General features: G+C 73.9%; 24 protein-coding genes and 1 pseudogene. 15 read left to right on the top strand and 10 right to left on the bottom strand.

The window, feature by feature from the left end:
- Positions 1-22: 22 nt before the first annotated feature.
- From IE316_RS09715 to IE316_RS09695, 5 genes are all read right to left on the bottom strand, one after another.
- A complete protein-coding gene (locus tag IE316_RS09715) occupies positions 23-1,207 on the bottom strand; it encodes an acyl-CoA dehydrogenase family protein (RefSeq protein WP_190203799.1) in 1,185 nt (394 codons plus the stop codon).
- A 50-nt stretch (positions 1,208-1,257) separates the two neighbouring features.
- Positions 1,258-1,683, bottom strand: coding sequence for a winged helix DNA-binding protein (locus tag IE316_RS09710; protein ID WP_190203798.1), 426 nt, complete (start codon positions 1,681-1,683; stop codon positions 1,258-1,260).
- Positions 1,684-1,694: 11 nt separating this feature from the next.
- A complete protein-coding gene (locus tag IE316_RS09705; RefSeq protein ID WP_190203797.1) occupies positions 1,695-2,207 on the bottom strand; it encodes a nuclear transport factor 2 family protein in 513 nt (170 codons plus the stop codon).
- A gap of 212 nt (positions 2,208-2,419) precedes the next feature.
- Positions 2,420-3,694, bottom strand: a complete 1,275-nt coding sequence (locus IE316_RS09700) for a helix-turn-helix transcriptional regulator (RefSeq protein WP_190203796.1) — start codon at positions 3,692-3,694, stop codon at positions 2,420-2,422.
- 606 nt (positions 3,695-4,300) lie between these two features.
- A complete protein-coding gene (locus tag IE316_RS09695; protein WP_190203795.1) occupies positions 4,301-4,786 on the bottom strand; it encodes a nuclear transport factor 2 family protein in 486 nt (161 codons plus the stop codon).
- 161 nt (positions 4,787-4,947) lie between these two features.
- On the opposite strand from IE316_RS09695, the gene IE316_RS09690 reads away from it, so the two are divergent.
- The 6 genes from IE316_RS09690 to IE316_RS09665 all read left to right on the top strand — a co-directional run bounded on the left by IE316_RS09690 (position 4,948) and on the right by IE316_RS09665 (position 10,976).
- Entirely contained in the window at positions 4,948-5,091 is a 144-nt protein-coding gene (locus IE316_RS09690) for a putative leader peptide (RefSeq protein WP_190203794.1), read from the top strand.
- A 155-nt stretch (positions 5,092-5,246) separates the two neighbouring features.
- Positions 5,247-6,872, top strand: coding sequence for an ABC transporter substrate-binding protein (locus IE316_RS09685; RefSeq protein ID WP_373311130.1), 1,626 nt, complete (start codon positions 5,247-5,249; stop codon positions 6,870-6,872).
- A gap of 33 nt (positions 6,873-6,905) precedes the next feature.
- Positions 6,906-7,859 (top strand): ABC transporter permease, encoded by a 954-nt coding sequence (locus IE316_RS09680; RefSeq protein WP_190204181.1) that lies wholly within the window; start codon positions 6,906-6,908, stop codon positions 7,857-7,859.
- Positions 7,856-8,770 (top strand): ABC transporter permease, encoded by a 915-nt coding sequence (locus IE316_RS09675; RefSeq protein ID WP_190203793.1) that lies wholly within the window; start codon positions 7,856-7,858, stop codon positions 8,768-8,770. Before IE316_RS09680 ends, IE316_RS09675 begins: the two co-directional genes overlap by 4 nt.
- A complete protein-coding gene (locus tag IE316_RS09670) occupies positions 8,767-10,383 on the top strand; it encodes a dipeptide ABC transporter ATP-binding protein (RefSeq protein ID WP_190203792.1) in 1,617 nt (538 codons plus the stop codon). The genes IE316_RS09675 and IE316_RS09670 overlap by 4 nt, the downstream gene beginning before the upstream one ends.
- 62 nt (positions 10,384-10,445) lie before the next feature.
- Positions 10,446-10,976, top strand: a complete 531-nt coding sequence (locus IE316_RS09665) for a GNAT family N-acetyltransferase (RefSeq protein WP_190203791.1) — start codon at positions 10,446-10,448, stop codon at positions 10,974-10,976.
- Here the strand turns inward: IE316_RS09665 and IE316_RS09660 are convergent.
- Positions 10,973-11,302 carry a hypothetical protein gene (locus tag IE316_RS09660; protein ID WP_190204180.1) on the bottom strand — a complete coding sequence of 110 codons (330 nt, stop codon included), beginning with the start codon at positions 11,300-11,302 and terminating at the stop codon, positions 10,973-10,975. The two genes, IE316_RS09665 and IE316_RS09660, sit on opposite strands and share 4 nt — an antisense overlap.
- A gap of 87 nt (positions 11,303-11,389) precedes the next feature.
- Positions 11,390-11,524: pseudogene (locus IE316_RS09655) on the bottom strand (TerD family protein); the annotation flags it as partial.
- Between the two features lie 104 nt (positions 11,525-11,628).
- Here IE316_RS09655 and IE316_RS09650 point away from each other — a divergent pair.
- Entirely contained in the window at positions 11,629-12,834 is a 1,206-nt protein-coding gene (locus IE316_RS09650; RefSeq protein ID WP_190203790.1) for an acyltransferase family protein, read from the top strand.
- Here IE316_RS09650 and IE316_RS09645 read toward each other — a convergent pair.
- Together IE316_RS09645 and IE316_RS09640 are read right to left on the bottom strand one after the other, a co-directional pair.
- Positions 12,824-13,489 carry a DUF4232 domain-containing protein gene (locus tag IE316_RS09645; RefSeq protein WP_190203789.1) on the bottom strand — a complete coding sequence of 222 codons (666 nt, stop codon included), beginning with the start codon at positions 13,487-13,489 and terminating at the stop codon, positions 12,824-12,826. The two genes, IE316_RS09650 and IE316_RS09645, sit on opposite strands and share 11 nt — an antisense overlap.
- Before the next feature lie 219 nt (positions 13,490-13,708).
- The gene (locus IE316_RS09640) at positions 13,709-14,794 is read right to left on the bottom strand and encodes a class I mannose-6-phosphate isomerase (protein WP_190203788.1); all 1,086 of its coding nucleotides are present in this window, start codon (positions 14,792-14,794) and stop codon (positions 13,709-13,711) included.
- 238 nt (positions 14,795-15,032) lie between these two features.
- Here IE316_RS09640 and IE316_RS09635 point away from each other — a divergent pair, with 238 nt between their 5' ends.
- The 8 genes from IE316_RS09635 to metX all read left to right on the top strand — a co-directional run bounded on the left by IE316_RS09635 (position 15,033) and on the right by metX (position 25,815).
- Complete coding sequence (locus IE316_RS09635; RefSeq protein WP_373311128.1) at positions 15,033-15,317, top strand: polyprenyl synthetase; 285 nt, start codon at positions 15,033-15,035, stop codon at positions 15,315-15,317.
- Positions 15,310-16,362, top strand: a complete 1,053-nt coding sequence (locus IE316_RS09630) for a polyprenyl synthetase family protein (RefSeq protein WP_190203786.1) — start codon at positions 15,310-15,312, stop codon at positions 16,360-16,362. Before IE316_RS09635 ends, IE316_RS09630 begins: the two co-directional genes overlap by 8 nt.
- A gap of 131 nt (positions 16,363-16,493) precedes the next feature.
- Complete coding sequence (locus IE316_RS09625) at positions 16,494-17,657, top strand: oxygenase MpaB family protein (RefSeq protein WP_190203785.1); 1,164 nt, start codon at positions 16,494-16,496, stop codon at positions 17,655-17,657.
- Positions 17,658-17,696: 39 nt separating this feature from the next.
- A complete protein-coding gene (locus IE316_RS09620; RefSeq protein WP_190203784.1) occupies positions 17,697-18,608 on the top strand; it encodes an NAD-dependent protein deacetylase in 912 nt (303 codons plus the stop codon).
- 146 nt (positions 18,609-18,754) lie between these two features.
- Positions 18,755-21,769: a 3-keto-alpha-glucoside-1,2-lyase-like domain-containing protein gene (locus tag IE316_RS09615; RefSeq protein WP_190203783.1), complete on the top strand. Its 3,015-nt coding sequence runs from the start codon at positions 18,755-18,757 to the stop codon at positions 21,767-21,769.
- A gap of 175 nt (positions 21,770-21,944) precedes the next feature.
- Positions 21,945-22,964, top strand: a complete 1,020-nt coding sequence (locus IE316_RS09610) for an LLM class flavin-dependent oxidoreductase (RefSeq protein WP_190203782.1) — start codon at positions 21,945-21,947, stop codon at positions 22,962-22,964.
- Positions 22,965-23,311: 347 nt separating this feature from the next.
- On the top strand, positions 23,312-24,673 hold the full coding sequence (locus IE316_RS09605; RefSeq protein ID WP_190203781.1) for a bifunctional o-acetylhomoserine/o-acetylserine sulfhydrylase: 1,362 nt from the start codon (positions 23,312-23,314) through the stop codon (positions 24,671-24,673).
- A complete protein-coding gene (gene metX, locus IE316_RS09600; protein ID WP_190204179.1) occupies positions 24,670-25,815 on the top strand; it encodes a homoserine O-acetyltransferase MetX in 1,146 nt (381 codons plus the stop codon). Before IE316_RS09605 ends, metX begins: the two co-directional genes overlap by 4 nt.
- Here metX and IE316_RS09595 read toward each other — a convergent pair.
- Positions 25,812-26,540 (bottom strand): MerR family transcriptional regulator, encoded by a 729-nt coding sequence (locus tag IE316_RS09595; RefSeq protein WP_190203780.1) that lies wholly within the window; start codon positions 26,538-26,540, stop codon positions 25,812-25,814. The two genes, metX and IE316_RS09595, sit on opposite strands and share 4 nt — an antisense overlap.
- Between the last annotated feature and the right edge of the window lie 19 nt (positions 26,541-26,559).

The following is a 26,559-nucleotide window of genomic DNA, read 5'->3' as shown; positions in this document are numbered from 1 at the left end:
CGGGTCTCCCCTCGCTGCTCGTTCACAGGTAGGCCGTGTTGGGTTCCAGGCCGGTCAGGGACCTGCCGTACAGCTCGATGTTGACGCCGGGCGTGATCATGGCGTGCAGGGAGGCGGCGTGCAGGTCGCGCTGGATACGGGTGACCGGCACGTCCCGGTGGATGGAGGAGCCGCCGCTGGCGGAGGCGAGGATGTCGACGGCGGCCTTGGACTGCCGGGCGATCCAGCCGATCTGCACCCGGGCGCGGACCCGTTCCTCGGTGCTCCACGGCTCGCCGCGGGCGACCTTGCCGGCGATCAGGTCGGCGAAGCGGTGGGCGCGGGCCTCGGCGTCCTCGATGAGCAGGGCGGCCTCGCCGACCTGGAGGTGGGTGAGGGGCGCCTCGCGCTGGGAGGCGTAGTCGGTGTAGGTGAGGGGGCGGCCGGGGAGCCGTTCGAGGAAGCTGGCGAGGGCGTACTTGGCGGCGCCGACGAACTGGCCGCTCTGGATGGCGTTGGTGGTGACCAGGACGGGGACGCGGTAGTGCGCCTTGGGGGCGTTGACCCGGGAGCGGGAGACGTTCTGGTAGAAGTCGGCGCCGGTGATCACGCGGTGTTCGGGGACGAAGACGTCCTCGGCGACGGTGGTGACGCTGCCGGAGCCCTGCAGGCCGATGGTGTGCCAGTCGTCCTCGATGCGCAGGTCGGCGACCGGGGTGAGGCAGAACAGGGGGACGGGGGGTCCGTCGCCCGGGTCCTCGGGCAGGGCCACGCTGATCTTCCACTGGCTGTGCAGGACACCGCTGTTGAACCGCCAGGTGCCGTTGAGGAGGTAGCCGCCCCGGGTGCGGCGGGCGGTGCCGGTGGCCGCGGTGGTGCCGCTGACCCGGACGTGCGGGTCGGCGAACACCTCGTCGAGTGCCTGGTCGGGCCAGAGGGCGGTCATCCAGCCGAGCGAGGCGTACACGGAGAGGCAGAAGGCGGCGGAGCCGTTGCCCTTGGCGATCTCGGCGAGCACGTCGACGAAGGTCCGGGCGTCGGACTCGTACCCGCCGTACTGGGCGGGGATCTGCATGCGCAGCAGGCCGGAGTCCTCCAGGGCGGTGACGACGTCCGGCGGCAGTCGCCGGTGCTCGTCGATCCACAGGGACCGGGCGCGCAGCAGGGGCACCAGTTTGGCGGCGGCGGCGACGAGTTCGTCGCGGGTCGGTGCGGTGGGGTGCGGCATCAGGGCCTCCGGCGGTGGCGGCTTGGGGTGGGGGTCATGGCGGGGCCCCGCTATTCGCTTTCGAGATTCGCCGCGATACGGGCCAGGACGTCGTTGGCGGCGAGGAACTCCTCCTGGGTGATGCCGGTGAGGGAGCGGGCGGCGTGGGCGTTGACGAGTTTCTCGGCGCGTTCGTGGGCCGCGTTCCCGGCCTCGGTGAGAGCGATTTTCTCCCCGGCGCCGACCACCCAGCCGCGGGAAATGAATTCCTCGACGACCGGCTGATAGGAAGCGGCCCGGTCGACCGCGAGAAAGGGCGCGAATGCGGCGTCGATGGCGGCGACTTCGTCGACGCCGATACTGATGGCGTGCAGCACCTGCCACTGGCGCCGGTCGAGCTGTTCGCCGGCGAGGGCGCGTCCGGTCGCCTCGTCGAAAAGGCGGTGCAGGTGCAGGAGCCAGTATCCGAGGCGCTTGGTCGTGTTCTTCTGCAGCACGGTGATGTCCCTCAGCCTTTCGCGGGCGGCGCTTTGCGGACGAGTCCTTCGTGGTGCGGCAGGACCCAGTACAGGTCGAGTTCGATGCGGGAGAAGAGCCAGCGGCCGTCCTCGCGGACGTAGGTGTCGCTGAACCGGCCGGCCACCATCGCGCTCTCGTCGTCGAAGACGACCCGCTCCTCGAAGAAGGCCACGCCGGTGGCCCGGTCGCCGGTGACCTCCACGTCGTGGCCGTGCACGAACTGCTTGACCAGCAGGGCCGAGCCCGGCTTGTCCTGCTGGATGCGGCCGGGCAGCGCGGCGAAGTACTCGGTGATCGCGGGCCGTCCGGCGGCCTGGCCGAGGTGCGCGTAGTCGAGGTGCGCGGTGCGGGAGAAGAGTTCCCCGACCCGGTCCCAGTGCCCGTCGTTGATGCGGCGCGGCAATTCGGCGCGCAGTCGGTTGAGTTCCCGTACGTCTTCGAGTTCTCGTACGCGTTCGGTGAGCGATTTCACGAGATCCGCGAGTTCCGGCTGCTCGGGCATGGGCGGGGAAACCCTTTCCGTGGAGGGTTCGTGCGTGGCCTGATGTCATCGACCTTCGCATCGCACGGGTGCCGGTACAAGAGATGCCCGTGGAATCTACGGTCGGACCACAGGGTCCGTTGCGGTGCCGTCCTGCGGGAAACGCGAACGTTTGCGGGAAACGCGAACGCGCCGCCCTCCGGAAAGGAGGACGGCGCGTCGGGGAAAGGCGGTCAGGACGGTGGCGGGCCCAGCGCGGACTGCAGGCCGCGCCGGCCGGAGACCCCCAGTTTCCGGTAGACGCTCGACAGATGGAACTCCACCGTGCGTACGGCCAGGAAGAGGGTTTCCGCGATCTGCCGGTTGCTGTATCCGGCGCGGGCCAGTTCGCTGATGCGAAGTTCCTGGGCGGTCAGCTCGGGGTGGTCGCGGCGGTTGAGCGCGGCCTCCAGACGGGGCGGCCACAGGCCGTTGCGGCTCTCCCGGGCGACCGCGGACGCCGTCTCCAGCCGGGCCCGGGCGGCGGTGGGGTCGCCGCGTTCGGTCCCCAGTTCAGCGAGGTCGTGCAGGGCGTGCACCAGCTCGGCGCGGGCGTGCGCGAGGTCGAGGAGTTCGACCGCCTCCTCCAGCAGCGCCACCGCGCACTCGTCGCGGCCGGTGACGGCCACGGCGTGCAGGGCCAGGCCGATGCCGCGCGGTGCGCCCCAGGTGCGGGCGGCGGCCAGGTCGTCGGCGGCGAGGGCGAGCGCCAGGTCGCGGCGGCGGGTGGCGAGCGCGGCGAACGCGGCCCGGGAACGCCACGGGATCACGGCGGGGTTGGCCACGTTCTGCGCGGTCAGCACCCGGCCGCAGGCGATCAGGTCGTCCAGCGCGTGCTGGAACCGTCCCGTCGCCATGTGCAGCGCACCCCGGGCGGCCAGCACATGGGCCGCGTCGGGCAGTTCGGGGTCGAGCCGGCCCGCCAGGTCGTGGGCGAGCAGTACCTTGTGGGCGGCCTCCGGGTCGCCGGCCAGGACGTGGGACTCCACCAGCCAGGCCGCGGCGAGGGCGGTCAGGGCGGTGGGCAGACCCCGCACCAGCGCGTCGCCGAGCAGCGCCGCCGACTTGACGCCGTCGCCGGCCAGCAGGCTGATCCGCGCCCGCAGCAGGGTGAGCAGCTCCTGGTGGCGGGCCGAGCCCAGCCAGCGCGGGTCCCGGGCCAGTTGGCGGCACTCGGAGTGGGCGTGGACGAGGTCCCCGGTGTAGAGCAGGGTGGTGACGGCCAGCCACATGCTGTACGGGTGGCCGCGTTTGTCGGGGGTGCCGAGGACCGTCCGCACCTGTTCGTGGACCAGGGCGCGGCGCACCCCCAGGTTGGCGAGTTCGAGGCTGTGCAGGGAGAGGCAGACCTCGTCGGGTGGTACGGGCTCGTCGGTGTCGAGGCGTCCGGGGATGTAGACGGGGGAGCCCTCGCGGAAGGGCCCCCTGCCGTTCCCCGGCCGGCCGGTCGACAGTACCGTCTCGGTCATCGTTTCCCCCTCGGCATCGGCGTGATGTGCCCACCGGGGCGTGTCCGGTTCCTGGCCGTGGTGCTCGGGTGTTCCCGGCGGGTGACGCGGGCGGACGGGCGTCACCGGCTCGTGGTCGCACCGCCGGGCTCTCGTCCGGACATCGTCGTCCGGGGGCACCTGGCGGACACGGGTGGGAACGGCATGGACGGGACACGTTCTCGGCAGAACCGGATCGACGGTACACGGTCAACATTGCTGGCGTGTCAAATAATTGTTCGACTCCCGGCGGGAGCGGGCGATTCCCCGGGCGCCGACCGGGGGTTTTTCCCGCGAAACGTGAACGACGCCACAGGCGAAACAAAAGCGGACGCCCTCCCTCCGCACCGGACGGAGAAAGGGCGCCCACTCCGGAAAGGTGTCACCGGAGTATCCGAACGAATGTCACCGAAGTATCCGAACAAAAGTCACCGATGTCCATGGACGACCGTCACCGGTGTTCCCGTACATCTGTCACCACTCTTCCCGAATAAGTGTCACCGATGTATCCGAATAACCGGGAGTCGCGCGGCCGAAATACCTCGCCCCGCCGAGCGGGGAAAGGGACGGCGCAGGGCGGGGAACCGGTCACACCGGTCCCCGGCCGGCCGCGACCAGACCCGCGACCGGGGCCACGTGGCGGCGGCTGATCAGCCAGCGGCCGTCCTCCTGCTCGAAGTCGTCCTCGACCAGACCCACCACCGTCCAGTCCGCGGGACGGTGCCGCCCGTCGACCGTGCGGGTGGCGCTCCAGTGCCAGACCGTGGCGTAAGCCTGCAGGTGAGGGCGGCCGTCGGTCCACTCGATCAGGGTCTGGCCCAGCACATGGGCGACCGTGGGCTCACGCCGGTAGGACCGGCCGGCGGACATGAAGGCGGTGAACTCGTCGCGCCCGTGGAAGCGCTGGGTGGGCCCGGGCATGACGTCGTACTCGATGAGCGCGTCCTTGGTGAAGCAGTCCACGAGTTCCTCGTACCGTCCCGTGTCCACCACCCGGAAGAACTTGTAGAAGGTCCGGTAGATCTCTCGCTCCGCCTGGATGGTGGTCAGGAGATCGTCGTTGGGCAAGGCCATGTCGTTCCTTTCCGGGACGCTGCTCGGCTTTCCGCTCATGATGCCACGGAAATTCCCACCCACTGAAACAGGCCATTGACGGCCCCTCCCGCGCCTGGTTACGGTACGCCCGTTATCGGGTTTCAGCACGGCCGGGCCGTTCACGGGGAAGGAAAGCAGCCATGCGCAGCGCGCCTTTCCCCGTTCGCCGTACCGTGTTCGAGGCCGTGCCCGCACCGGCCCGCACCCTGTTGTCGTCGCGCCGCCACATCGATCTGCGGCGCGTGAACAGCGCGGGGTGTCCCGCCGCCCGCCGCACCGCCTGACCCCCCGCGGCCGCCGGCCGCGATCCTCCGGCGCGCCGGCTCCACGGTCTTTCCCGGCGGGCCGCTCCCCCACACGGCCCCCCGGCATCCGTCGCCGCGTGCCTCCGCCCCGCCCTTCCCGGCTTTACGTCACTCGTCCGCAGGAGACACCACCCGTGACAAAGGATCGTCCGAGCCCCGGCCGCTCGGCTTCGTCCCTCGCCCTGATGCTCGCCCTCGTCACCACGTCGAGCGCCTGTGGGGGCGCCGCCTCCGGCGGTGCGGACGCCGGCAGCGGCCCGCCCGTGTCCGGCGGCACACTGTCCTTCGCCGTCGCCACCGACGCCGGGTGCCTCGACCCGCAGCAGGTCGGCAGCAGCGACACCCTGTACGCGCTGCGCCAGACCGTCGACTCGCTCACCGACCAGGACCCCGCCACCGGCCGCATCGTGCCCTGGCTGGCCCGCAGTTGGGAGGTCGGCGACGACGCCCGGTCCTTCACCTTCCACCTGCGCCCGGGGGCGACCTTCAGCGACGGCACACCCGTCGACGCCGCGGCGGTGAAGAAGAACTTCGACGCCATCCCCGACCTGGGCGGCCTGGCCATCCTCGCGCAGGGCTACCTCGACGGCTACCGCGGCACCCGGGTCGTCGACGAGCTGACCGCCGAGGTCGTCTTCGACCGGCCCAACGCCCAGTTCCTCCAGGCCACGTCCACCCCGGGGCTGGGCCTGGTCTCCCCCGCCGACGTGGCGAAGTCCCCCGAGGAGCGGTGCGCCGACGGCGTGCACGGCTCGGGCCCGTTCACCGTCTCCGGGTACCGGCAGAACCAGTCCCTCACGCTCGAGCGGCGCGCCGGGTACTCCTGGGGCTCCGCCGCCTGGAAGAAGAAGGGCGCGGCCTACCTCGACGGGGTGAAGTTCACCGTGGTCGCCGAGTCCGGCGTACGGGCCGGCAGCCTCGGCTCCGGACAGGTCGACGCGATCGGCGGGGTGCGCCGGCAGGACGAGGGGGTGCTGCGCCGCGGCAACGCCCGGGTCGTGCGCCGCGCCAACCCCGGCGTGGTGTTCAACCTGGGCTTCAACAACGGGCGTCCGCTCACCCGGGACGCCCGGGTGCGGCAGGCGGCGCAGGCCGCGGTCGACCGCGCGGAGATCGCCGCGGCGGTCTTCCCGACCGGCACCCGGGCCGCGACCAGCGTCCTGTCCCGCACCACCCCCGGCTACACCGACCTGTCCGCCGGCCTCGCCCACGACCCCGCCCGGGCCGCCTCCCTGCTCACCGAGGCCGGCTGGACCGAGGGCGGCGACGGCATCCGCCGCAAGGACGGCCGCAAGCTGAGCCTGACGGTGGTGTCCTTCAGCAACGCCGGCGCCTACGGGTCGGCGCTCGAACTCGTCCAGCAGCAGCTCAAGGACGTCGGTATCGAGCTGGTGATCAAGCAGCTCCAGGTCACCCAGTTCCCGGAGACCATCAAGACCGGCGACTACGACGCCCTGTGGGGCGGCGACCTGACCCGCGCCGACCCCGACGCGCTGCGCACCCTGTACTCCACCCACCAGGTCAACTCCTACCGGCTGCCCGGCGGCGAGCTCGACACCCTGCTCGACCGGCAGGCCGCCACCACCGACACCGCCGAGCGGGACGAGCTGGTCGCCCGCGCCCAGCGGCTGATCGTCCGCCAGGCGTACGTGGTCCCGATCGTCGACCAGGAGGCACTCATCGGTGTCTCCCGGCACGTCCACGGCCTGACCCCGGGCGCCTCGGGCGGGATACGGCTGCACGACACCTGGAAGCGCTGAGCGCTCCGCTACGGAAGTGAGTGAGTGACGACCATGCGACGCTACCTGCTGTGGCGGCTCGCGCAGGCGGCCGGCGTGCTCTGGGCCGCGTACACCCTGGCCTTCCTGCTGCTCGACCTGCTGCCGGGCGACCCGGTGGCGGCGATGGCCGGGGCGGGGCTGAACTCCACCCAGGTCACCCCCGAGCGGCTGGCCGAGCTGCGCGCCGAGTACGGCTTCGACCGGCCCCTGCCGGTGCGGTACGCGGCCTCGCTCGGGGACGCGCTGCGCGGTGACTTCGGCACCTCGGTCGCCACCGGCCGGCCGGTCGCCGACACCCTCGCCGACGCCCTGCCGCCCACCTTGCAACTGACCGCCGTCGCCCTGCCGCTGGCGGTCCTGGGGGGCGGGGCGCTGGCCCTGGCGGCGACCTTCACCCGGCACCGCAAACTGCGCAACCTGCTGCTGTCGCTGCCCTCGGTCGGCATCTCCCTGCCCGCCTTCTGGGTCGGCCTGATGCTCATCCAGGTGCTCTCGTTCCGGGTGCCGCTCTTCCCGGCGTTCGGCAACGACACCGCGGCCGGGCTGGTGCTGCCCGCGGTGACCCTGGCGGTGCCGGCCGCGGTGCTGGTGGCGCAGGTGCTGTCCCGGAGCCTGCTGGAGGTGCTGGACGAGCCGTACGTGGGGACCGCGCGGGCCAAGGGGGCGGGCCGGGCCCGGGTGTGGTTCCGGCACGCGCTGCGCAACGCCTCGCTGCCCGCGCTCACCGTGGTCGGCGTCCTGGCGGGCCAACTGACCGCCAACGCCGTGGTGGTGGAGAACGTCTTCTCCCGCAACGGCCTCGGCCGGATCACCACCGACGCGGTGACCGTGCAGGACATCCCGGTGGTGCAGGGCGTGGTGGTGTTCGGCGCGCTGGTGTTCGTCCTCATCAACCTCCTGGTCGACCTGGCGTACCCGCTGCTCGACCGCCGTATCGTCACCTCCGTCCGAAGGAGCCCCGCGTGACCGAGGCACTGACCACCGACCCCTCGGCCGGGGCGGGCCTGCGGCGCCCCGGGGAGCCCGCCGGGCGGGCCGCGCCCCGGCGCGACGGACGGCGCCTGCTGCGCTTCTGGCTGCGCCGCCCGGGGCTGGTGCTCGCCCTGCTGGTGCTGGCCGCGGTGCTGCTCGCCGCGTTCTGGCCCGGTCTGTTCACCGACCGGGACCCGCTGCGGGGGGCGCCCGCCGAGATCCTCCGGCCGCCCGGCGCGCGGCACTGGTTCGGCACCGACGAACTCGGCCGCGACCTGTACGCGCGGGTGGTGCACGGCGCCGCGCTCTCCCTGAAGGCCACCGTGCTCGCGGTCGCCGTGGCGTTCCTGATGGGCAGCGGGCTGGGGCTGGTGGCGGGGTTCGCCGGGGGGTGGGTGGAGACCGTGCTGATGCGGCTGGTCGACGTGCTCCTCGCCGTCCCCGGGCTGTTCCTGTCGCTGGCCGTGGTCACGGCGCTCGGCCGGGGCACGGTGCAGGTGGCGCTCGCGGTGGGCGTCGCCGGGGTCGCCGGGTTCGCCCGGGTGATGCGGGCCGAGGTGCTGCGGGTCCGGCACACCGCGTACGTGGAGGCCGCCCGGCTGTCCGGCGCCCGCTGGTACGCCGTCCTCGGCCGGCACGTCCTGCCGAACGCGCTGGGTCCCGTCCTCGTGCTGGCCACCCTCGACCTGGGCACGGCCGTGCTGGCGGTGTCGTCGCTGAGCTTCCTCGGCTTCGGCGCGCCGCCGCCCGCCCCCGAGTGGGGCGCGCTGATCGCGGGCGGCCGCGACTACCTGGCCGACGCCTGGTGGGTGTCGACGCTCACCGGCCTGACCGTGGCGGTGCTGGTCCTCGCCGTGCACCGCGTCTCCCGCGCGCTCGACGGGGAAGGGACCGGCCGGCGATGACCTCCACCTCCCTGCTGTCCGTGCGCGGACTGCGCGTCTCCTACACCACCCGGGGCGGCCCGGTCCCGGCCGTACGCGGTGTCGACCTCGATGTGGCGCCGGGCGAGATCGTCGCCCTGGTCGGCGAGTCCGGCTCCGGCAAGAGCACCACCGCGCACGCGGTCACCGGCCTGCTGCCGCCCGGCGGCCGGGTCGACGCCGGGCGGATCCTGTTCGCCGGGCAGGACCTGACCGCCCTGTCCGAGAAGGCGCTGCGGGCCGTGCGCGGCGCCCGGATCGGCCTGGTCCCGCAGGACCCGGCCGTCTCCCTCAACCCCGTGCAGCGGATCGGCCCGCAGGTCGCCGAGGTGCTGCGGGTGCACCGGCTGGCCGACCGGCGTACGGCGGCCCGGCGGGCCCTGGACCTCCTGGCCCGCGCCGGGCTGCCCGACCCGCCCACCCAGGCCCGCCGCTACCCGCACGAACTCTCCGGCGGCATGCGCCAACGGGCCCTGATCGCCATCGCGCTGGCCGGTGCGCCACGGCTGGTGATCGCCGACGAGCCGACCAGCGCGCTGGACGTCACCGTGCAGAAGTCCGTCCTGGACCACCTCCAGGGCCTGGCCCGCGAGTCCGGCACCGCGATCCTGCTCGTCACCCACGACCTCGGGGTCGCCGCCGACCGGGCGGACCGGATCGCCGTCATGTCCGACGGCGAGATCGTCGAACAGGGCCCCACCGCCCGCGTCCTCGGCTCCCCCACCGCCCCCTACACCCGGCGGCTCCTGCACAGCGTGCCCCGCCTGGACGCCGCCCCGATCGCCCCGCCGCAGCCTTCCGCCCCCGTCCCGCTGCTGGTGGCCGAGCACCTCACCAAGAACTTCCCGCTGCCCCGCACCGCCGGCGGCCCCCGCACCCTGCGCGCGGTCGACGACGTCTCCGTGACCGTCCACCGCGGCGAGACCGTCGCCCTGGTCGGCGAGTCGGGCTCCGGGAAGTCCACCACGGCCCGCCTGGTCCTGCGCCTGACCGCGCCGACGGCCGGCCGGATCGTCTTCGACGGCGAGGACCTCACCGACGCCCGCGGCGCCCGGTTGCGCGCGCTGCGCCGCCGCGCCCAACTGGTGTACCAGAACCCGTACAGCTCCCTGGACCCGCGCCAGAGCGTGGGCGACATCGTCGCCGAGCCGCTGCGCGCCTTCCGCGTCACCGACCGGGCGGGCCGCGCGGCCCGGGTCGCCGCGCTGCTGGACCGGGTGGCGCTGCCCGCGTCGGTACGGGACCGCAGGCCCGCCGAACTCTCCGGCGGCCAGCGGCAGCGCGTCGCGATCGCCCGCGCGCTGGCCCTCTCCCCCGACCTGGTCGTCTGCGACGAGCCGGTCTCGGCCCTGGACGTCTCCGTCCAGGCGCAGATCCTCCGGCTCCTGGTCGACCTGCAGGCCGACACCGGCGTGTCGTACCTGTTCGTCTCGCACGACATGGCCGTCGTCCGCCGCATCGCCCACCGCGTGGTCGTGCTGCGCGCGGGCCGGGTCGTCGAACAGGCCCCGGCCGACACCCTGTTCAGCGCCCCGGCCCACCCCTACACACGCGAACTGCTGGCGGCGGTGCCGGGCCGGGGGGCCGACGCCTGACCGCGGTCCGCCGGGACGAAAAGGGTTTGCGGCGCCCGGCGGGCTCGCGTTGGCTGAGCGCCATGACCGAACTGCGTACCGAGCGTCTCGTACTGCGTGCGTGGCGGGACTCCGACCTCGCCCCGTGGGCGGCGATCAACGCCGACCCCGAAGTGCGGGAGCACCTGGGGCCGTTGCTCAGCCGTGCGGAGAGCGACGCGTCGGTGGCGCGGTTCCGGCGCGACATCGCGCGCCGGGGGTACGGCTGGTGGGCCGTCGAGGTGCGGTCCACGGGCGGGTTCATCGGCTTCGCGGGGCTGGACCGGGTGGACGACGGCCTGCCGTTCACCGGGGTCGAGATCGGCTGGCGGCTGGCCCGGCCGGCCTGGGGCCACGGCTACGCCACCGAGGCGGCGCGCGCGGTCCTGGACCACGGCTTCGGCACCCTGGGGCTGGCCGAGGTCCTCGCGGTGACGACGGCCGCCAATCTGCGGTCCCAGGCGGTGATGCGCCGCATCGGCATGACCCGGGACCCGGCGGACGACTTCGAGGACCCCGCAGCGCCCCCGGGGCCGCTGCGGGCCGGGGTGCTGTTCCGCGTGGCCCGCGGCTAAGCGTTCCCGGGGGTGTCCTGGTCGTCGAGGAAGCGGAGCAGGACCGCGGCCTCCGCCCGGAGCCGGGCGGCGCGGTCGGCGTGCGCGGGGGAGGTCAGACCGGCCGCGGCCGCCAGCCGTTCGCCGGCCTCGGCCCGTACGATCTCCGCCACGCCGCGCTCGGTCAGCTCCTGCCGCGCGGCCTCGGTGGCGCCGGCCCCGACCGGTGACTGCTCCAGGGCCACGCCCCGCAGGTCCGCCTCGGTCACGGGTGCCGCCTCCGCGTTGTCCAGCGCGGCGAGCGTGGACCGCAGGGCGCTGACCGCGGCCTTGTCGCGGGCGCGCATCGCTTCGGGCAGGGCCTGGCGGAGACGGACACGTAGGGACATGCCCGGACTCTACGGCCATGATCCCGGCACCACAACGGGCCGGCCGGCGCCGCCGGTCTGGTCGACCACGCGGACGAAGGCGTCGCGGACCTGGCCGAAGCTCTGCCCGCGGTTCTCGGCGTCGTGGATGGAGACCGGAAAGACGATCCGGTCCACCTCCACGGGCACGGCGGCGAGGTCGTAGTGACGCCGCCAGGCCCGAAGGGGCCCGTGTGACCTACCGGTTGCCGGGTAGCAGAAGTCTCTCCAGCGGCGGAATCGGCGGGTGGGAAGCGGTTCTCTTCATGGACAGGGCACAGAGCGCGCCGGCGACGGCCGGTGAACGGCCGCTCCCCGACCGGGGTTTCCCGTCCGCGGCGGCCCGCGCCGGCCGGGTGAACGGCCTTGACGGACTGCGCACCCTGGCGGTAGCCCTGGTCCTCGTCTACCACGTACGGCCCGACCTGCTGCCGGGCGGATCGGTCGCGGTGGACGTCTTCTTCACCATCAGCGGCTTCGTCATCACCCGGCTGCTGCTCGCCGAGTACGCGCGCACCGGCCGCATCCACCTGCGCGGCTTCTACCGGCGGCGCTGGCTGCGGCTCGTCCCCGCGCTGCTGGCCGTCTGCGCGGTGTGCGCGGCGCTGTCCCTCACCTCGCTGTGGGCCTTCGACGGCGCCTGGGCGGCCGCGGGCCTCGCCGCGCTGTTCGTGGTGAACGTCGTACGCGCCGGGGAGGCCGGTCCGTACTCCGACCTGACCGCGCCGCTCGCGCACAGTTGGTCGCTCGGCGTGGAGGAGCAGTTCTACCTGCTGTGGCCGCCGGTCCTGCTGTTCCTCCTGCGGCGGTGGCGGGCGCGTACGGTGCTGCTCTGCACGGCGGTGCTGTGCGCGCTGCCGGTGCTGTGGCGGTACGCGCTGTGGCACCCCGGCGCGGCGCACCGCCTCTACAACGGCACGGACACCCGCGCCGACCAGTTGCTCGCCGGTGCCCTGGTGGCCGTCGTCCTGGCCCGGCTCCGGGCCGGCGATCCCCGACTGGAGGCGCTGCGCCGGTGGGCCGGCCGGCTGGCCTGGCCGGCCCTCGCCCTGCTGGTCCTGACCGCCTGGCAGGTACCGGTCACCGCCGGCCTGGGCGGGTGGACCGGCGTCTGGTACACCGTCGGGTTCCTGGCGGTCGCGGCGCTGTCCGCCACCCTCGTCGCCGGGATCGAACTGCGCCCGGACGCCCTCCTGTCCCGGCTGCTGTCCCTGTCCCCGCTGGCCTGGGTGGGCCGCAACCTCAGCTACGGCATGTACCTGTGGCACTACCCGGTCGTGCGACTGCTGGCCTCCCTCGGCGTGGCGGACGGACGGCTGTCCGCCACGGTGGTTCTGACCACCGTCCTGGCCCTGCTCTCGTACGCCGTCGTCGAGGCTCCTCTGCTGCGCCGCGGCCGGCCCGCCCCCCGGCCGGGCGCTCCGGCCACCGTGCGGACCGCCCCGGCCGGCGGCGGGGTCCTCAGGAAGTGAACGGGACGGCGTCGGCCGGGTCGGTGTGCCAGTTGGTGACGATCGGCTTGTCGACCACGACGGCCGGGACCTTCAGGGAGACGGGGTGGGGGTCGTCCCCGCTGACGGAGACGATGACGCTGGTGTACTCCACGCCGGTGTCGCCGCCGGTGCTCTTCGGGCTGACGCCCGCGTACGCCGTCTTGGCACCGCTGAGGGTGATCTCCTCCCCCGCCGCCTGCTCGGCGGGGCCGGCCTCGATGCCGCCGGAGCCGAAGGCGATGACGGGCAGCCCGCCGGGCAGGACGCAGGTGATGCCGGACTTGGCCCGGACGCTGATCCGGTAGTAGCCGCCGGCCTGGGTCATGGGCTGGGCGGACCAGGACAGGTCGTTGCTGCCGCAGAGCTGGCCGACTTGGGAGGTGTCGGCCGCGGCGGAGGCGGACCCGCTGTCCGCCCGGGTGCCGGTGCCGCCGCTCGACTCGTCCGTGGTGTCGCCCTCGTTCGCGGCGGCGGGGCTCGACGAGCCGGTGGTCCCGGGGGTGGCGGTCCCGGCGGCGGTGGTCGTGGCGGGCTCGTCCACGGCGTCGCTGCCGCCGATCTCGCAGGCGCTCATGAGCACTCCGGCGGTCAGGGCGGCGGAGACGGTGAGGGCGGTGCGCAGGCGGCGGTTCATGACAGGTGGTCCTCTCGGTCGGTGAGCGGTGCGCGGCGGGTGCCGTCGTCTCCGCGTTCTCGACCTGCACGACGGACGGGTACGCCGGAGGGTTCGATGAGGTCACCCGATCCGGACGCCGCCGTCACAGCGCCGTGACACAGGAAATCGACGCCGTCCTCCCGCCGTCGCGCCGGGTGCCCGCGCACCGCTGGGCGCCGACCGCGCCGACCGTGCCGGTCAGCCTGTACCGGGTGTCCCCGGCGGCGTGAGGCCCTCACCGAGCGCGGCGACGGCGGCCTCGCCGTACCCGGCCGCGCGCAAGGGGCGGCGGATGTCCTCCTCAAGGTCGGGGAGGTAGCCCACCAGGACGTCGGCGGGGCCGCGCAGCCGTACGCCGCCGAGCGCGGCGGGCAGCAGCAGGGTCTCCGCCCGGCCCAGGGTCAGGGTGTGCGGGTCGCAGGTGAGGGAGACGGGCGCCCCCGCGTTGCTCACCAGCAGGGCGGTGCCGAACGGGTGCTCCAGGACGGCGCCGGCCGCCACCTGCCAGCGCTCCAGGGCGAAGTAGGGGCCGGCGCAGAGGACCACCCGCTGGGCGTCCTCGTGGACCGGCAGCCTCAGGCCCGGCACGAACTGCGGGCGCGGCTCGGGCTTCCACTGCTCCAGCAGCGCGTCGATGTTGGCGTGCCACTGGTCGTCGTCGAGGGCGGCGCCGTCCTCCATGCGGTGCGGCATGGCGTGTTCCTGGAGGTCGGAGGTCTGCTCGATCTCGTGGACGAGGGTGCCCGGCCCGAAGCTGTGCAGGGTGCCGGCCGGGACGTACAGGGTCTGTCCGGCGCGTACCGGCAGCCGGCGCAGTACGGCGTCGTAGTCCTGTTCGAGCAGCGCCCGGCGCAGGCGTTCGCGCCGCACCCCCGGCCGCACGCCCACCAGGGCGGTGGCGCCGGGCCGGGCGTCGAGGATGTGCCACGCCTCGGTCTTGCCGTTGGGTTCGCCCTGGGCACGGGCGGCGGCGTCGTCGGCGTGCAGGTGCACCGGCAGCGGCGAGGCGGCGTCGATGAACTTGGTGAGCAGCGGGAAGTGCGGCCCCCGCCAGCCCCGTCCGACCAGGTCGTCGGGGTGGTCCAGGGTCAGTCTCCGCAGCGGGGTGCCGGCCAGCGGGCCCTCCCGTACCGTCGCGCCCTCCCCCTCGACGTCGCTGACCTCCCAGGTCTCGGCGATCCGTCCCCCGGGCAGCCCGGAGCGGCCCAGGCGGTCGGCGATGGCCCGGCCGCCGAAGACGTGCTGCTTGACGGGCGTGGTCAGCCGCAGGGGGTACCAGTCCACGTCCGGCTCCTTCCCTCGGCTCTCCTGGTGTCGACGCGGGCCGGGCAGCCGGGTCCGGCCGGTTCCCTTCCTCTGCCGGTCCTACCCCGAACAGGCGATACGAACACGAACCTCGGGTGTCACTCGATGGGGTAATGCGGGTCGCGTGTGCTGACCCCGCGGCCATGCTGTGACCGGCGACCCGGTGATCCGGAAGCCGCCGCACCCGACCGACGATCCAGGGACCAGGGGGATGGGGATGACATCGACGCCGTCCGGCGACCGTGACCCGGCCGAGCAGGCCGTGCAGCTCGTGGCGGGGCTGGCGGATCTCGCGGTGAGCACCGTCGGCTCGGCCGTGGGCACGCTGCGCGGGCTGCTGCGCCGCTCCGACGGGCCGGAGCTGGCCCGGGAGGCGCGGCGCGACCTGATGGCCCGCGGCCGGATCGCGCTGGACCGGTACGCCTCCGTGCCGCCCGCCCACCTGGAGGTGCTGGCCCAGCACGTCGTCGCCCGGCGGGCGGCGTCCGGCGACGATGTCTGAGCCCTGGGACGCCGCCGCCTTCAAGGACCGCGTCGACGCCCTGCTGGCCGGGTTCCTGGCGGAGGAGGCCGGGCACCTGCTGGCCATCGACGCGGGCCTGGCACCGGTCGCCGGGCAACTGCGGGCGGCGGCCCGGCACGGCAAGCGGCTGCGGGCGGCCTTCTGCTACTGGGGCTGGCGGGCGGCCGGGCAGCCCGACAGCGACGCCCTGGTGCGGGCCGCCGCCTCCCTGGAACTGGTCCACGCCGCGGCGGTCGTGCACGACGACCTGATCGACGACAGCCCGCTCCGCCACCACCTGCCCACCGCGCACATCGCCCTGCGGTCCGCGGTCACCGGGCGGCCCCGGGCGCGGGCCGCCGCCCGGTCGCTGGCCATGCTGGTCGGGGACCACCTGATGGCGCTGGCGGGCCAGATGTTCGCGGCCTGCGGTCTGCCCGCCGCCTATCTGGCCCGGGCCCGCCCGCTCTGGGCCGAGCTGGCGCGGGACCTGATCGCGGGCGAGTGCCTGGAGATCCTCAGCACCGGCACCGACCCCGACCCGGAGGTGTCGGTGAAGGTGATCCGGTACAAGACCGCCAAGTACACCGTGGAGCAGCCCCTGCTCATCGGCGCCCTGCTGGCCGGCGCCGGCCCGGGGCTGCGGGACGCGCTGTCCGGGTACGGGCTGCCGCTGGGCGAGGCGTTCCAGCTCCGCGACGACCTGCTGGGCCTGTTCGGCGACCCCCGGCGCACGGGCAAGGCCGGCCTGGACGACCTGCGCGGCCACCGGCCGACCGCCCTGCTGGCCTGCGCCTGGCAGGCCGCCCGGCCCGCCCAGCGCGAGCGCCTCGCCGGGCTGCTGGGCCGCCGGGACCTCACCGACGAGCACCTCGGGGACGTACGCGCGCTGATGACCGCGCTGAAGGCGCCGCAGCGGGTCGAGGACATGATCGACACACGGGTCCGGGCCGCCCTCGGCCACCTGGCCGGGGCCGTCCTGCCGCACCCGGCCCGGCAGGCCCTCACCACCCTCGCCCGCTCCGCCACCGACCGCGTGCACTGAGCCGCTCCGCTACCGGTCGCTTCACTGACCGGCTCAGCCACGGACCGGTCTTCACGGACCCGCCCCACCACCGACCACCCCGCGCCCGGCCCCCCGCCGAACCGCGCGGACCACCGAGAAGGGCCGCTGCCATGACCTGCACCGAGAGCGCGCTGGACGCCCTGCGCCACGACGGCGACGAACTCGCCGACGCCGTGGTGGCCACGCTGTTCGAGCGGGGGGAGGTGGGCCGGTTCAACACGCTGATGCGCCATGTCTCCACCGCCGGCTCACCGCTGCCCGACGGACTGCCCGAGGTCGCCCGCGAGTACCTGCGGGCCACCGCCGTCCCGCCGGACTGGGTGGACTGGGAGGAGATGGAGCGGGCCCGGCTGTTCTTCATCGACAACGACGTGCACATCTCCACCGCGCTGTCCTTCGCCGCCATGCCCGCCTGCTACCTCGTGCCGCACGTGGCGAAGTTGCTGGCCACCACCCACGGGCTCAACTACCCGTCCAAGCGGATGGCGGAGACCGGCCAGTTCACCGTGTACCTGATGCGGCCGGACGCCTTCGAGGCGGGCAGCCGCTTCCTCCCGGCCGCGCAGAAGGTCCGCCTGCTGCACGCCGCCATCCGCCACCACCTCAGGCGCGAGGGCCGCTGGGACACGGAGGCCCTCGGGACGCCGATCTGCCAGGAGGACATGATCGGCGGGCAGATGTTCTTCTCCCTGCTGGTCCTGGACAGCCTGCACCGGCTGGGCATCCACATGTCCACGGAGGGCGCCGAGGCGTACTTCTACGCCTGGCGCGTGGTCGGCGCCATGCTCGGCGTCGACCAGGACGCCGTACCGAAGACGCTGCAGGAGGCCCGCGCATTCCTCGACCTGTACATGATCCGGCACATGGGCCCCTCCGAGGAGGGCGCCCGTCTGACCCGGCAGCTCATCGACCTCTACGAGGAGGTCGTCCCCGGCACCTTCTTCGACCCGGTCGTCTCCGCCCTGATCCGCCACCTGGTCGGCGACACCTGCGCCGACTGGCTGGAGGTGCCCCGCACCGCGTGGGACGGCGTGGCCAGGGTCGTCCCGCACCTGCTCGGGGTGCTGGAGACGATCGAGGACCGCTCGCCGCTGGGCGCCTGGGCCCTGGACCGGCTCGGCCACCTCACCTCGGTCCTGGAGCTGTCCTCCCTCACCCGCGGCCGGGTGATGCACTACGCCGTGCCCGAGCAGTTGAAGAAGGACTTCGGGGTGTCCGCCGGCGTGCCCCGCACCCGGCGCTGGACTCCCCCCGCACCGACGGTCACCCCCTGACCCCGGCGCCGGTCCGTCCGGATTCCGTACCCTGGCGGCATGCGGATGCGCCCCACTCTGAGCTGGACCCCCACCGACGACCTGCCGCCGGGCAGCACCGACCCGGCGCCGGTCGCCGACGCGCTGAGCGGTGGCCGGGTGCTGGTGCTCAGCGGGGCGGGCCTGTCCACCGAGTCGGGCATCCCCGACTACCGGGGCGAGGGCGGGAGCCTGAGCCGGCACACGCCGATGACCTTCCAGGACTTCACCGGCAGTCTCCAGGCGCGGCGCCGGTACTGGGCGCGCAGCCACCTCGGCTGGCGCACCTTCGGCCGGGCCCTGCCCAACGCCGGGCACCGGGCCGTGGCCGCGTTCGGGCGGCACGGCCTGCTCACGGGGGTGATCACCCAGAACGTCGACGGGCTGCACCAGGCGGCCGGCAGCGAGGGCGTGGTCGAGCTGCACGGCAGCTTGGACCGCGTGATCTGCCTCTCCTGCGGCACCCTGAGCCCGCGCCGGGAACTCGCCCGGCGCCTGACGGCGGCCAACCCGGACTTCGCGCCGGTGGCCGCCGGGATCAACCCGGACGGTGACGCCGACCTCGACGACGAGCAGGTCGGGGACTTCCGGGTGGTGGACTGCGCGCTGTGCGGCGGCGTCCTCAAGCCGGACGTGGTGTTCTTCGGCGAGAACGTTCCGCCGGCCCGGGTCGAGTACTGCCGTGCCCTGGTCCGCGCCGCGGCCTCGCTGCTGGTCCTGGGGTCCTCGCTGACGGTGATGTCGGGGCTGCGGTTCGTCCGGCAGGCCGCCGACGCCGGGAAGCCGGTACTGATCGTCAACCGGGACCCGACCCGCGGCGACCGGCACGCCGTCACCCGGGTCGCGCTGCCGCTGGGAGCGGCCCTGACCGGCGTGGCCGGCCAACTGGGCATCGCGGTCGACGGCGCACCGGACGCGACCGCCGGGCGGTAGCGGCGGCGCCGGACTTTCAACACGGCGATGACAAAGTATGGACATGTCAAGCAGAAGTCTCCTACCTTGACGGCGGAACTGCAGCCCGCCCGCTCATGACCGGAGCGATTTCCGGCACGGTCCGGTCCCCACCCCACGGAGGACCAATGCGCCAACGCCACCGTCTGCTGCCGCGCCTGCGCAGACGTGTCGTCCTGCTGCTGACATCGGGCATCCTGGCCGGCGGCCTGTCCGCCGCCCCGGCCGCCCTCGCCGCCCCCTCGGACATCCCGCCCCAGGAACCCGGCATCACCCTGCGCGTGTTCGACGTGCAGACCCCGCTGAGCAAGCTCTGCACCCTCAAGCCCGGTCAGACCCCCAACCACGACAAGCTGATGCCGACGGTCGACTGGTCCACGGAGGCCGACTTCGGCGGCTTCGCGGACCACTTCGTGACGCAGGCGACCGGTTACCTGGTCGCCCCCAGCGACGGCACCTACGTCTTCCGGCTCACCAGCGACGACGGCTCCCGGCTCACCATCGACGGCAGCACGGTCGTCGACCACGACGGCCTGCACGGCGCCGAGCCGAAGGACGGCACGGTCCAGCTCACCGCCGGGGCGCACCCGCTGCGCATCGACCACTTCGAACGCGACGGCGGACAGGAACTGCGGCTGTCCTGGCGGCCGCCGGGCGCGGACGGCTTCAGCGTCGTGCCCACCGAGGCGCTGACCACCGACGCCGGTGTGGTCCGGGTGACCGCGCCGGGCCGCAAGGAGTGCGAGGCCGGCGGCGACACCCCCGGCGACGGCCTGCCCCTGACCTCCGTACGCCCCGACCTGACCCTCACCGACCTGCGCCCCGAGGGCTTCGAACCGCAGGTCAGCGGCATGGACTGGCTGCCCGACGGACGCCTGGCCATCAGCACCTGGGGCGGCAGCGAGCAGACCGCCGGCGAGGTGTACCTGCTGGACAACGTCACCGGGAGGACCAGCCGGGACCAGGTCACCGTGAAGAAGGTGGCGAGCGGGCTGCGCGAACCCATGGGCATCAAGTACGTCGACGGCGCCCTGTACGTCTCGCAGAAGCACGAGCTGACCCAACTGGTGGACGACGACGGCGACGAGGTCGCCGACGAGTACCGCACGGTGGCGACCTGGCCGTACGGCGGGAACTTCCACGAGTTCGCGTTCGGCCTGCTCTACCGCGACGGCTACTTCTACGTGAACCTCTCGGTGGCCATCAACTACGGCGGCGCCACCACCGTCCCGCAGCCCGCGCCGAACCGCGGGGTCACGTACAAGGTGAGCAAGCGGACCGGGAAGATCAGCCCGGTCGCGGGCGGGCTGCGCACGCCCAACGGCCTGGGCTGGGGGCCCGGCGGCAAGCTGTTCGCCACCGACAACCAGGGCGGCTGGCTGCCCGCGTCGAAGCTGGTGCAGATCGAGCAGGACCGCTTCTTCAACCACTACACCGAGCCCGCCGGCCCCTTCGACGACCACCCGGTCACCCGGCCGGTGCTGTGGTTCCCGCAGAACGAGATCGGCAACTCCCCCTCCACCCCGCTGTATCTGACGAAGGGCCGGTTCGCGGGCCAGATGCTGGTCGGCGACGTCACCTACGGCGGCCTCCAGCGGGCCTACCTGGAGAAGGTCAAGGGCCAGTACCAGGGCGCCGTCTTCCGCTACACCCAGGGCCTGGAGGCCGGCGTCAACCGGACCGTCCTCGGCCCCGACGGGGCGATCTACACCGGCGGCCTGGGCGCCGACGGCAACTGGGGCCAGGAGGGCAAGCTCAAGTTCGGGCTGCAGAAGCTGACCCCCAACGGCGGCAACACCTTCGACATCAAGTCGATGCGCGCGGTACCGGGCGGCTTCGACCTGACGTACACCCAGCCGGTGTCGGAGGGGACCGCGGCGGAGCTGGCCGAGCGGTACCGGGCCGAGCAGTGGCGCTACACCCCGACCGCCGACTACGGCGGCCCGAAGATCGCCGAGGAACGGCTTCCGGTGCGCTCCGCGACCCTGTCGAAGGACGGCCGCACCGTCCGGCTGCTGCTGGACGGGCTCAAGCCGGACCGGGTGGTGCACGTGCGCTCGCCGCGCCCCTTCACCTCGGCGTCCGGCGAGTCGCTGTGGAGCACCGAAGCCTGGTACACGCTCAACGAGATGCCCGGCAGGCAGCCCGCCCCCGCGACCCTGTACGAGGCCGAGGAGGCCGCCCTGACCGGCACCGCCGGAATCAACACCGACCACACCGGCTACTCCGGCAGCGGCTTCGTCGACCGCTACGCCACCGAGGGCAAGGTGGCCACCACCTTCGACGTGACGGTCCCGAAGACCGGCACGTACGACATCGGCCTGCGCTACTCCAACGGCCCGAACCCGTTCGAGGGCACCAAGTCCCTCTCGCTGTACGCCGACGGCAAGAAGGTGCGGCAGACCTCGCTGCCCTCCACCGGCGACTGGGACACCTGGTCCACCCGGACCGAACGGCTGCGCCTGCGGGCCGGTCACCACTCCCTCTCCTACCGGTACGACCCCGGGGACACCGGGCACGTCAACCTCGACCTGATCACCGTGCGCCCGCACGGCTCCCCGGTCGCCCTCTTCGACGGCACCGCCGCCTCCCAGGCGCAGTGGCAGCACACCGACGGGCGGGCCACCGCCTGGCCGCTGGCCGCGGAGCGGTCGATGGAGGTGTGCTGCGGCGACCTGCGCACCAAGGAGGCGTACCAGGACTTCGCGCTGCACGTGGAGTTCCGGGTACCGGCGCTGCCACCGGAGGTGACCGGGCAGGACCGCGGCAACAGCGGCATCTACCTCCAGGACCGCTACGAACTCCAGATCCTCGACTCCTACGGTGACACCACACCGGCCACCGACGAGGCCGGGGCGCTCTACCAGAAGAAGGCACCCGACCTCAACGCGGCCACCGCGCCGGGGACCTGGCAGACGTACGACATCGTCTTCCGGGCGGCCCGCTTCGACGACACCGGGCGCAAGACCGCCGACGCCCGGGTGAGCGTGGTGTGGAACGGCAAGAAGGTCCACGACGACGTGGCCCTCGACGGCCCCACCGCCGCCGGACGGGCCGAGTCCCCGGCCGCCGGGGCGATCCGGCTCCAGGACCACGGCAACACGGTCCGCTTCCGCGACATCACGATCCGGCCGCTGGACTGACCCGTGGGCGGAACGCGTCCGCCGGGGCGGACGCGTTCCGCAGGGTGAGACCGGGTGTTGCGGTCTCATGAACAACCACGGCCCGGCCGCCGTCCCGCCCGCCGCGGCCGGGCGCGGCCCTCCCCGCTCGGTGACAATGACCTCGATGTCCCGGAAAGCGGAGGGTGGGATTCGGATGACCATGGGTGGCAGACCGCTGCGGAGGCTGGGGTTCCTCACGATCGGACTGTTCGACGAGGACGACCCCGGCCGGGGCCACGAGTCGACCCTGCGGCTGCTGGAGGCGGGGGAACGACTCGGCTACGACAGCGCGTGGGTGCGCCACCGCCATCTCCAGTACGGCATCGCCTCGCCGGTGGCGGTCCTGGCGGCGGCCACCCAGCGCACCCGCCGGATCGAGCTGGGCACCGCGGTCACCCCGCTGGGCTGGGAGAACCCGCTGCGGCTCGCGGAGGACCTGGCGACCGTCGACATCCTGTCCGGCGGACGCCTCAACCCGGGGGTGAGCAGCGGCCCGCCCATGCACTACGAGCGGGTCAGGGACGCCCTGTACCCGGACACCGCCGGCAGCGAGGAGTTCGGGTACGCGCGGGTGCGGCGGCTGCTGGACCACATCTCCGGCAAGCCGGTGACGGACTTCCGCGGCACGGAGGGCATCGAGAGCTACTCCGACCGTGTGCAGCCGCACTCCCCCGGTCTGCGCGCCCGTATGTGGTACGGCGGCGGCAGCCTGCGCTCGGCCCGCTGGGCCGGGGAGAACGCCATGAACCTGCTCACCAGCAGCGTGGTCCGGGCCGAGGAGTCCGAGGACTTCGCCACCGTCCAGCTCTCCCACATCCGGGCCTTCCGGGCGGCCCACCCCGACGGGGACGCCGCCCGGGTCTCCCAGGGCCTGGTGGTGATCCCCACCGACTCCGCCAGTGCCGTCCAGCGGGCCAAGTACGAGGAGTACGCGGCCCAGCGGCTGCCCCGCACCCGGCGGCCGCAGGGCCCGGCCCGGATGCTGTTCGCCCCCGATCTGGTCGGCCCGGCCGAACAGATCGCCGAACGCCTCGCCGCCCACGCGGCGTTCCGGGAGGTGGACGAGGTGGCCTTCGCGCTGCCGTTCACCTTCGACGAGGAGGACTACGAGCAGATCCTCACCGACACGGCCCGCCTGCTCGGTCCCGCGCTGGGCTGGAAGCCGGCGGCCTGATCCGGCACACCGGGCCGGGGCGCGGGGGGGTACGGGGCGCGTCCAGGAAGTGGGACACCTCTTGGTGGGCGGCCGGGCCGTGCGGTACAAAGAGCCCATGATGTCCGAACCCCTCGTGCGACGCCTGGTCATCGACCTGTGCCGGCGCCCGGGTTCGTGTTGTTGACGCGCGCTTCCTGACGCGCTCCTCTCCGCCCCGAGGCCGAGTCCTCGGCGCCTCCCCGGCGGCCCTGGTGCCGTCCGTGCCTCCCCGCGTCCCCGCCCCGCCTCCCGGCCGGGGCGGCGGCAGCGGTCCCCGCGCCCCACCCCGGCCCGTTCCGTGGCCGCCCGATCCCCTACGGAGAACCATGTCCCAGCCGATCGACTCCGTCACCGCCGGTCACACCCCCGACGAGGGCCCCGCCGGGCCCGACGGCTCCGCCTGGTCCTTCGAGACCAAGCAGGTCCACGCCGGTGCGGTGGCCGATCCCACGACCGGCGCCCGCGCCACCCCCATCTACCAGACGACGTCGTTCGTGTTCCGGGACACCCAGCACGCCGCCGACCTGTTCTCGCTCGCCGAGCCCGGCAACATCTACACCCGCATCCACAACCCCACCCAGGACGTGTTCGAGCAGCGCATCGCCGCCCTGGAGGGCGGGGTCGCGGCGGTGGCGCTCTCCTCCGGGCAGGCGGCGGAGACCCTCGCCCTGCTCACCCTGGCGCGCGCCGGCGACCACGTCGTCTCCAGCGCCTCGCTGTACGGCGGCACCTACAACCTGTTCCGGCACACGCTGCCCAGGCTGGGCGTCGAGGTGTCCTTCGTCGAGGACCCGGACGACCTCGCGGCCTGGCGGGCGGCCGTCCGGCCGAACACCAAGGCGCTGTTCGCGGAGACGCTGGGCAATCCGCGCGGCAACGTCCTCGACGTACGGGCGGTCGCGGACGTCGCCCACGAGGCGGGCGTACCGCTGATCGTGGACAACACCGTGCCGACGCCCTATCTGCTGCGGCCGATCGAGCACGGCGCGGACATCGTGGTGCACTCGGCCACCAAGTTCCTCGGCGGGCACGGCACCGCGATCGCCGGTGTGGTGGTCGACGGCGGCACCTTCGACTTCGGCGCGCACCCCGACCGGTTCCCCGACTTCACCGAGCCCGACCCCAGTTACCACGGCCTGCGGTACTGGCCGGCCCTCGGCCCGGGCGCGTTCGCCGTCAAGCTGCGCGTGCAGTTGCTGCGCGACCTCGGGCCCGCCCTCTCCCCGCACTCGGCGTTCCTGCTGCTCCAGGGCGTGGAGACGCTCAGCCTGCGGATCGAGCGGCACTCCGCGAACGCGCTGGCGCTGGCCGAGTGGCTGGAGCAGCGCGACGAGGTCGCCGCCGTGCACTACCCGGGGCTGCCCTCCAGCAAGTGGTACGAGGCCGGGCAGCGGTATCTGCCGCGCGGTGCCGGTGCCGTGGTCTCCTTCGAGCTGCGGGACGGCGTGGAGGCGGGCAAGCGGTTCGTGGACGCGGTGGAGCTGTTCAGCCACCTCGCCAACATCGGCGATGTGCGCAGCCTGATCATCCACCCGGCGTCCACCACCCACAGCCAGCTCGACGAGGAGCAGTTGGCGGCCACCGGTGCCGCGCCGGGCCTGGTGCGGCTGTCGGTCGGCATCGAGAACCTGGCCGACCTCAAGGCGGACCTGGAGGCCGGGTTCCGGGCGGCGAAGGGCGCGTCCTGAACACCGTACTGACACCTTCGCAGGTCCCCCTCCCGCCGGCCTCGGGCGGCTGGCAGGAGGGGGACCCTCCCGGGCACCGGCGGTGGTACGTGCGCGAGCGGCCGCTGGCGCTGGAGGCGGGCGGTGAACTGCCGGGTCTGCGCCTGGCGTTCGAGACCTGGGGGCGGTTGGCGCCGGACCGGTCGAACGCCGTGCTGGTGCTGCACGCCCTCACCGGGGACAGTCATGTCGCCGGGCCGGCCGGGCCGGGCCATCCCACCGCCGGCTGGTGGGAGGGGCTGGTCGGTCCGGGGCTGGCGCTGGACACGGACCGCTGGTTCGTCGCCGCCCCCAATGTGCTGGGCGGCTGCCAGGGCAGCACCGGGCCGTCCACCGAGCGGCGGCCCGGGCGCCGCTGGGGCGGGGACTTCCCGTTCCTGACCCAGCGCGACCAGGTGGCGGCCGAGGCGGGCTGGGCGGACGCGCTGGGCATCGACCGCTGGGCCCTGGTGGTCGGCGGGTCGATGGGCGGCATGCGGGCGCTGGAGTGGGCGGTGTCCTACCCGGAGCGGACGGGCGCGCTGCTGCTGCTCGCCACCACGGCGGCGGCCGGCGCCGAGCAGATCGCCTGGGCGTCGGCGCAACTGCACGCCATCCGCGCGGACCCGCACTGGCACGGCGGCCACTACCACGGCACCGGGCGGGGACCGTGGGCCGGGCTGGGGCTGGCCCGGCGGATCGCGCATGTCACGTACCGCAGCGAGCCGGAGCTCCAGGACCGCTTCGGCCGCGCGGCGCAGGACGGGGAGGACCCGTGGTCCGGGGGCAGGTACCGGGTCGAGTCGTACCTCGACCACCACGCGGCCAAGCTGGCGCGCCGCTTCGACGCGGGCAGCTATGTGGTGCTCACCGAGGCCATGAACAGCCATGACGTGGGCCGGGGCCGCGGCGGTGTGCGGTCCGCGCTGCGCCGGGTGACCGCCCCGGCGCTGGTCGCCGGGGTCGACTCCGACCGTCTGTATCCGCCGGGCCAGCAGGCGGAGCTGGCGGCGGGCATCGGCACGGCCGACCGGCTCCGGCTGATCGAGTCACCGTACGGCCACGACGGCTTCCTCATCGAGACGGAACAGGTCGCGGCGCTCGTGCGCGAGCTGATCGGTTAGGGGTCCGGCGGTTCGCCGGCGGAGGTGATGACGGCCGCCAGGTCGGTGCCCGCGCGCAGCAGGGCGACGGTGCGTCCGGCGATCCGGTCCAGGCGGCGCCGCAGGATGTCGCGGGCCCGGCCGGGGCCGTCGAGCCGGTGCAGGGAGTCCATGATCTCGCGCACCGCGGGGACGCCGTGGCCCGCGGCGCGCAGTGCCGTGACGATCCGGGCGGCCCCGATCGCCGACGGGCCGTACCGGCGGGCCCGCAGGGAGGTCACCCGCTCGGGGCGGACGAGCCCCTCCTGTTCCCAGAACCGCAGGGTGGAGGGGCGCACGCCGAGCGCGCCGGCGAGTTCGGTGATGGTCATGGTGTCGCCCGCCGGCTCGGGCGCGGGGCCGGTCTCGTGGCGGATGGCGTCCAGGGCCCGCTGGGCGCGCAGGGCCTCGTCGCGTTCGCGTGCGAGCCGTACATGGAGGTCGGTGACGGCCGCGGCGGCCTCCGCGAGGGTGGCGGTGCGCAGCCGGGCGAGCGTCTGCCGGGCGGCGACCGGTCCGACGGCGTCCGCCAGGCCCCGGTAGGCGCGCAGGGCCCGTACGTGCGTGGGGGTGTAGGCCCGGTAGCCGTTGTCCGAGCGGGCGGCCGGGGGGATGACGCCGAGCCGCTCCAGGTCGCGGACCTGTTGCGGCGAGTATCCGGACGCCCTGGCGACGTCCGTCGTCCGGAGCGGTACCGGCCCGGTCATCGGCCAACCCCCCACCAGC

It is taken from the genome of Streptomyces fumanus, from assembly GCF_014655295.1.
GTDB classification, from domain to species: Bacteria; Actinomycetota; Actinomycetes; order Streptomycetales; family Streptomycetaceae; genus Streptomyces; species Streptomyces fumanus.
The sequence above is the reverse complement of the archived record's forward strand: the minus strand, read 5'-3'. Positions and strand labels throughout refer to the sequence as shown.

Bases quoted from the DNA above. Each gene is read 5' to 3' on its own strand.
- IE316_RS09670 (WP_190203792.1), top strand. From the start codon at position 8,767: ATGACCTCCACCTCCCTGCTGTCCGTGCGCGGACTGCGCGTCTCCTAC.
- IE316_RS09620 (WP_190203784.1), top strand. From the start codon at position 17,697: ATGCGGATGCGCCCCACTCTGAGCTGGACCCCCACCGACGACCTGCCG.
- IE316_RS09700 (WP_190203796.1), bottom strand. From the start codon at position 3,694: ATGACCGAGACGGTACTGTCGACCGGCCGGCCGGGGAACGGCAGGGGG.
- IE316_RS09610 (WP_190203782.1), top strand. From the start codon at position 21,945: ATGACCATGGGTGGCAGACCGCTGCGGAGGCTGGGGTTCCTCACGATC.
- IE316_RS09650 (WP_190203790.1), top strand. From the start codon at position 11,629: ATGGACAGGGCACAGAGCGCGCCGGCGACGGCCGGTGAACGGCCGCTC.
- IE316_RS09660 (WP_190204180.1), bottom strand. From the start codon at position 11,302: ATGCGCGCCCGCGACAAGGCCGCGGTCAGCGCCCTGCGGTCCACGCTC.
- IE316_RS09680 (WP_190204181.1), top strand. From the start codon at position 6,906: ATGCGACGCTACCTGCTGTGGCGGCTCGCGCAGGCGGCCGGCGTGCTC.
- IE316_RS09715 (WP_190203799.1), bottom strand. From the start codon at position 1,207: ATGCCGCACCCCACCGCACCGACCCGCGACGAACTCGTCGCCGCCGCC.
- IE316_RS09605 (WP_190203781.1), top strand. From the start codon at position 23,312: ATGTCCCAGCCGATCGACTCCGTCACCGCCGGTCACACCCCCGACGAG.
- IE316_RS09705 (WP_190203797.1), bottom strand. From the start codon at position 2,207: ATGCCCGAGCAGCCGGAACTCGCGGATCTCGTGAAATCGCTCACCGAA.
- IE316_RS09645 (WP_190203789.1), bottom strand. From the start codon at position 13,489: ATGAACCGCCGCCTGCGCACCGCCCTCACCGTCTCCGCCGCCCTGACC.
- IE316_RS09595 (WP_190203780.1), bottom strand. From the start codon at position 26,540: ATGACCGGGCCGGTACCGCTCCGGACGACGGACGTCGCCAGGGCGTCC.
- IE316_RS09690 (WP_190203794.1), top strand. From the start codon at position 4,948: ATGCGCAGCGCGCCTTTCCCCGTTCGCCGTACCGTGTTCGAGGCCGTG.
- IE316_RS09615 (WP_190203783.1), top strand. From the start codon at position 18,755: ATGCGCCAACGCCACCGTCTGCTGCCGCGCCTGCGCAGACGTGTCGTC.
- IE316_RS09665 (WP_190203791.1), top strand. From the start codon at position 10,446: ATGACCGAACTGCGTACCGAGCGTCTCGTACTGCGTGCGTGGCGGGAC.
- IE316_RS09625 (WP_190203785.1), top strand. From the start codon at position 16,494: ATGACCTGCACCGAGAGCGCGCTGGACGCCCTGCGCCACGACGGCGAC.
- IE316_RS09635 (WP_373311128.1), top strand. From the start codon at position 15,033: ATGACATCGACGCCGTCCGGCGACCGTGACCCGGCCGAGCAGGCCGTG.
- IE316_RS09630 (WP_190203786.1), top strand. From the start codon at position 15,310: ATGTCTGAGCCCTGGGACGCCGCCGCCTTCAAGGACCGCGTCGACGCC.
- IE316_RS09695 (WP_190203795.1), bottom strand. From the start codon at position 4,786: ATGGCCTTGCCCAACGACGATCTCCTGACCACCATCCAGGCGGAGCGA.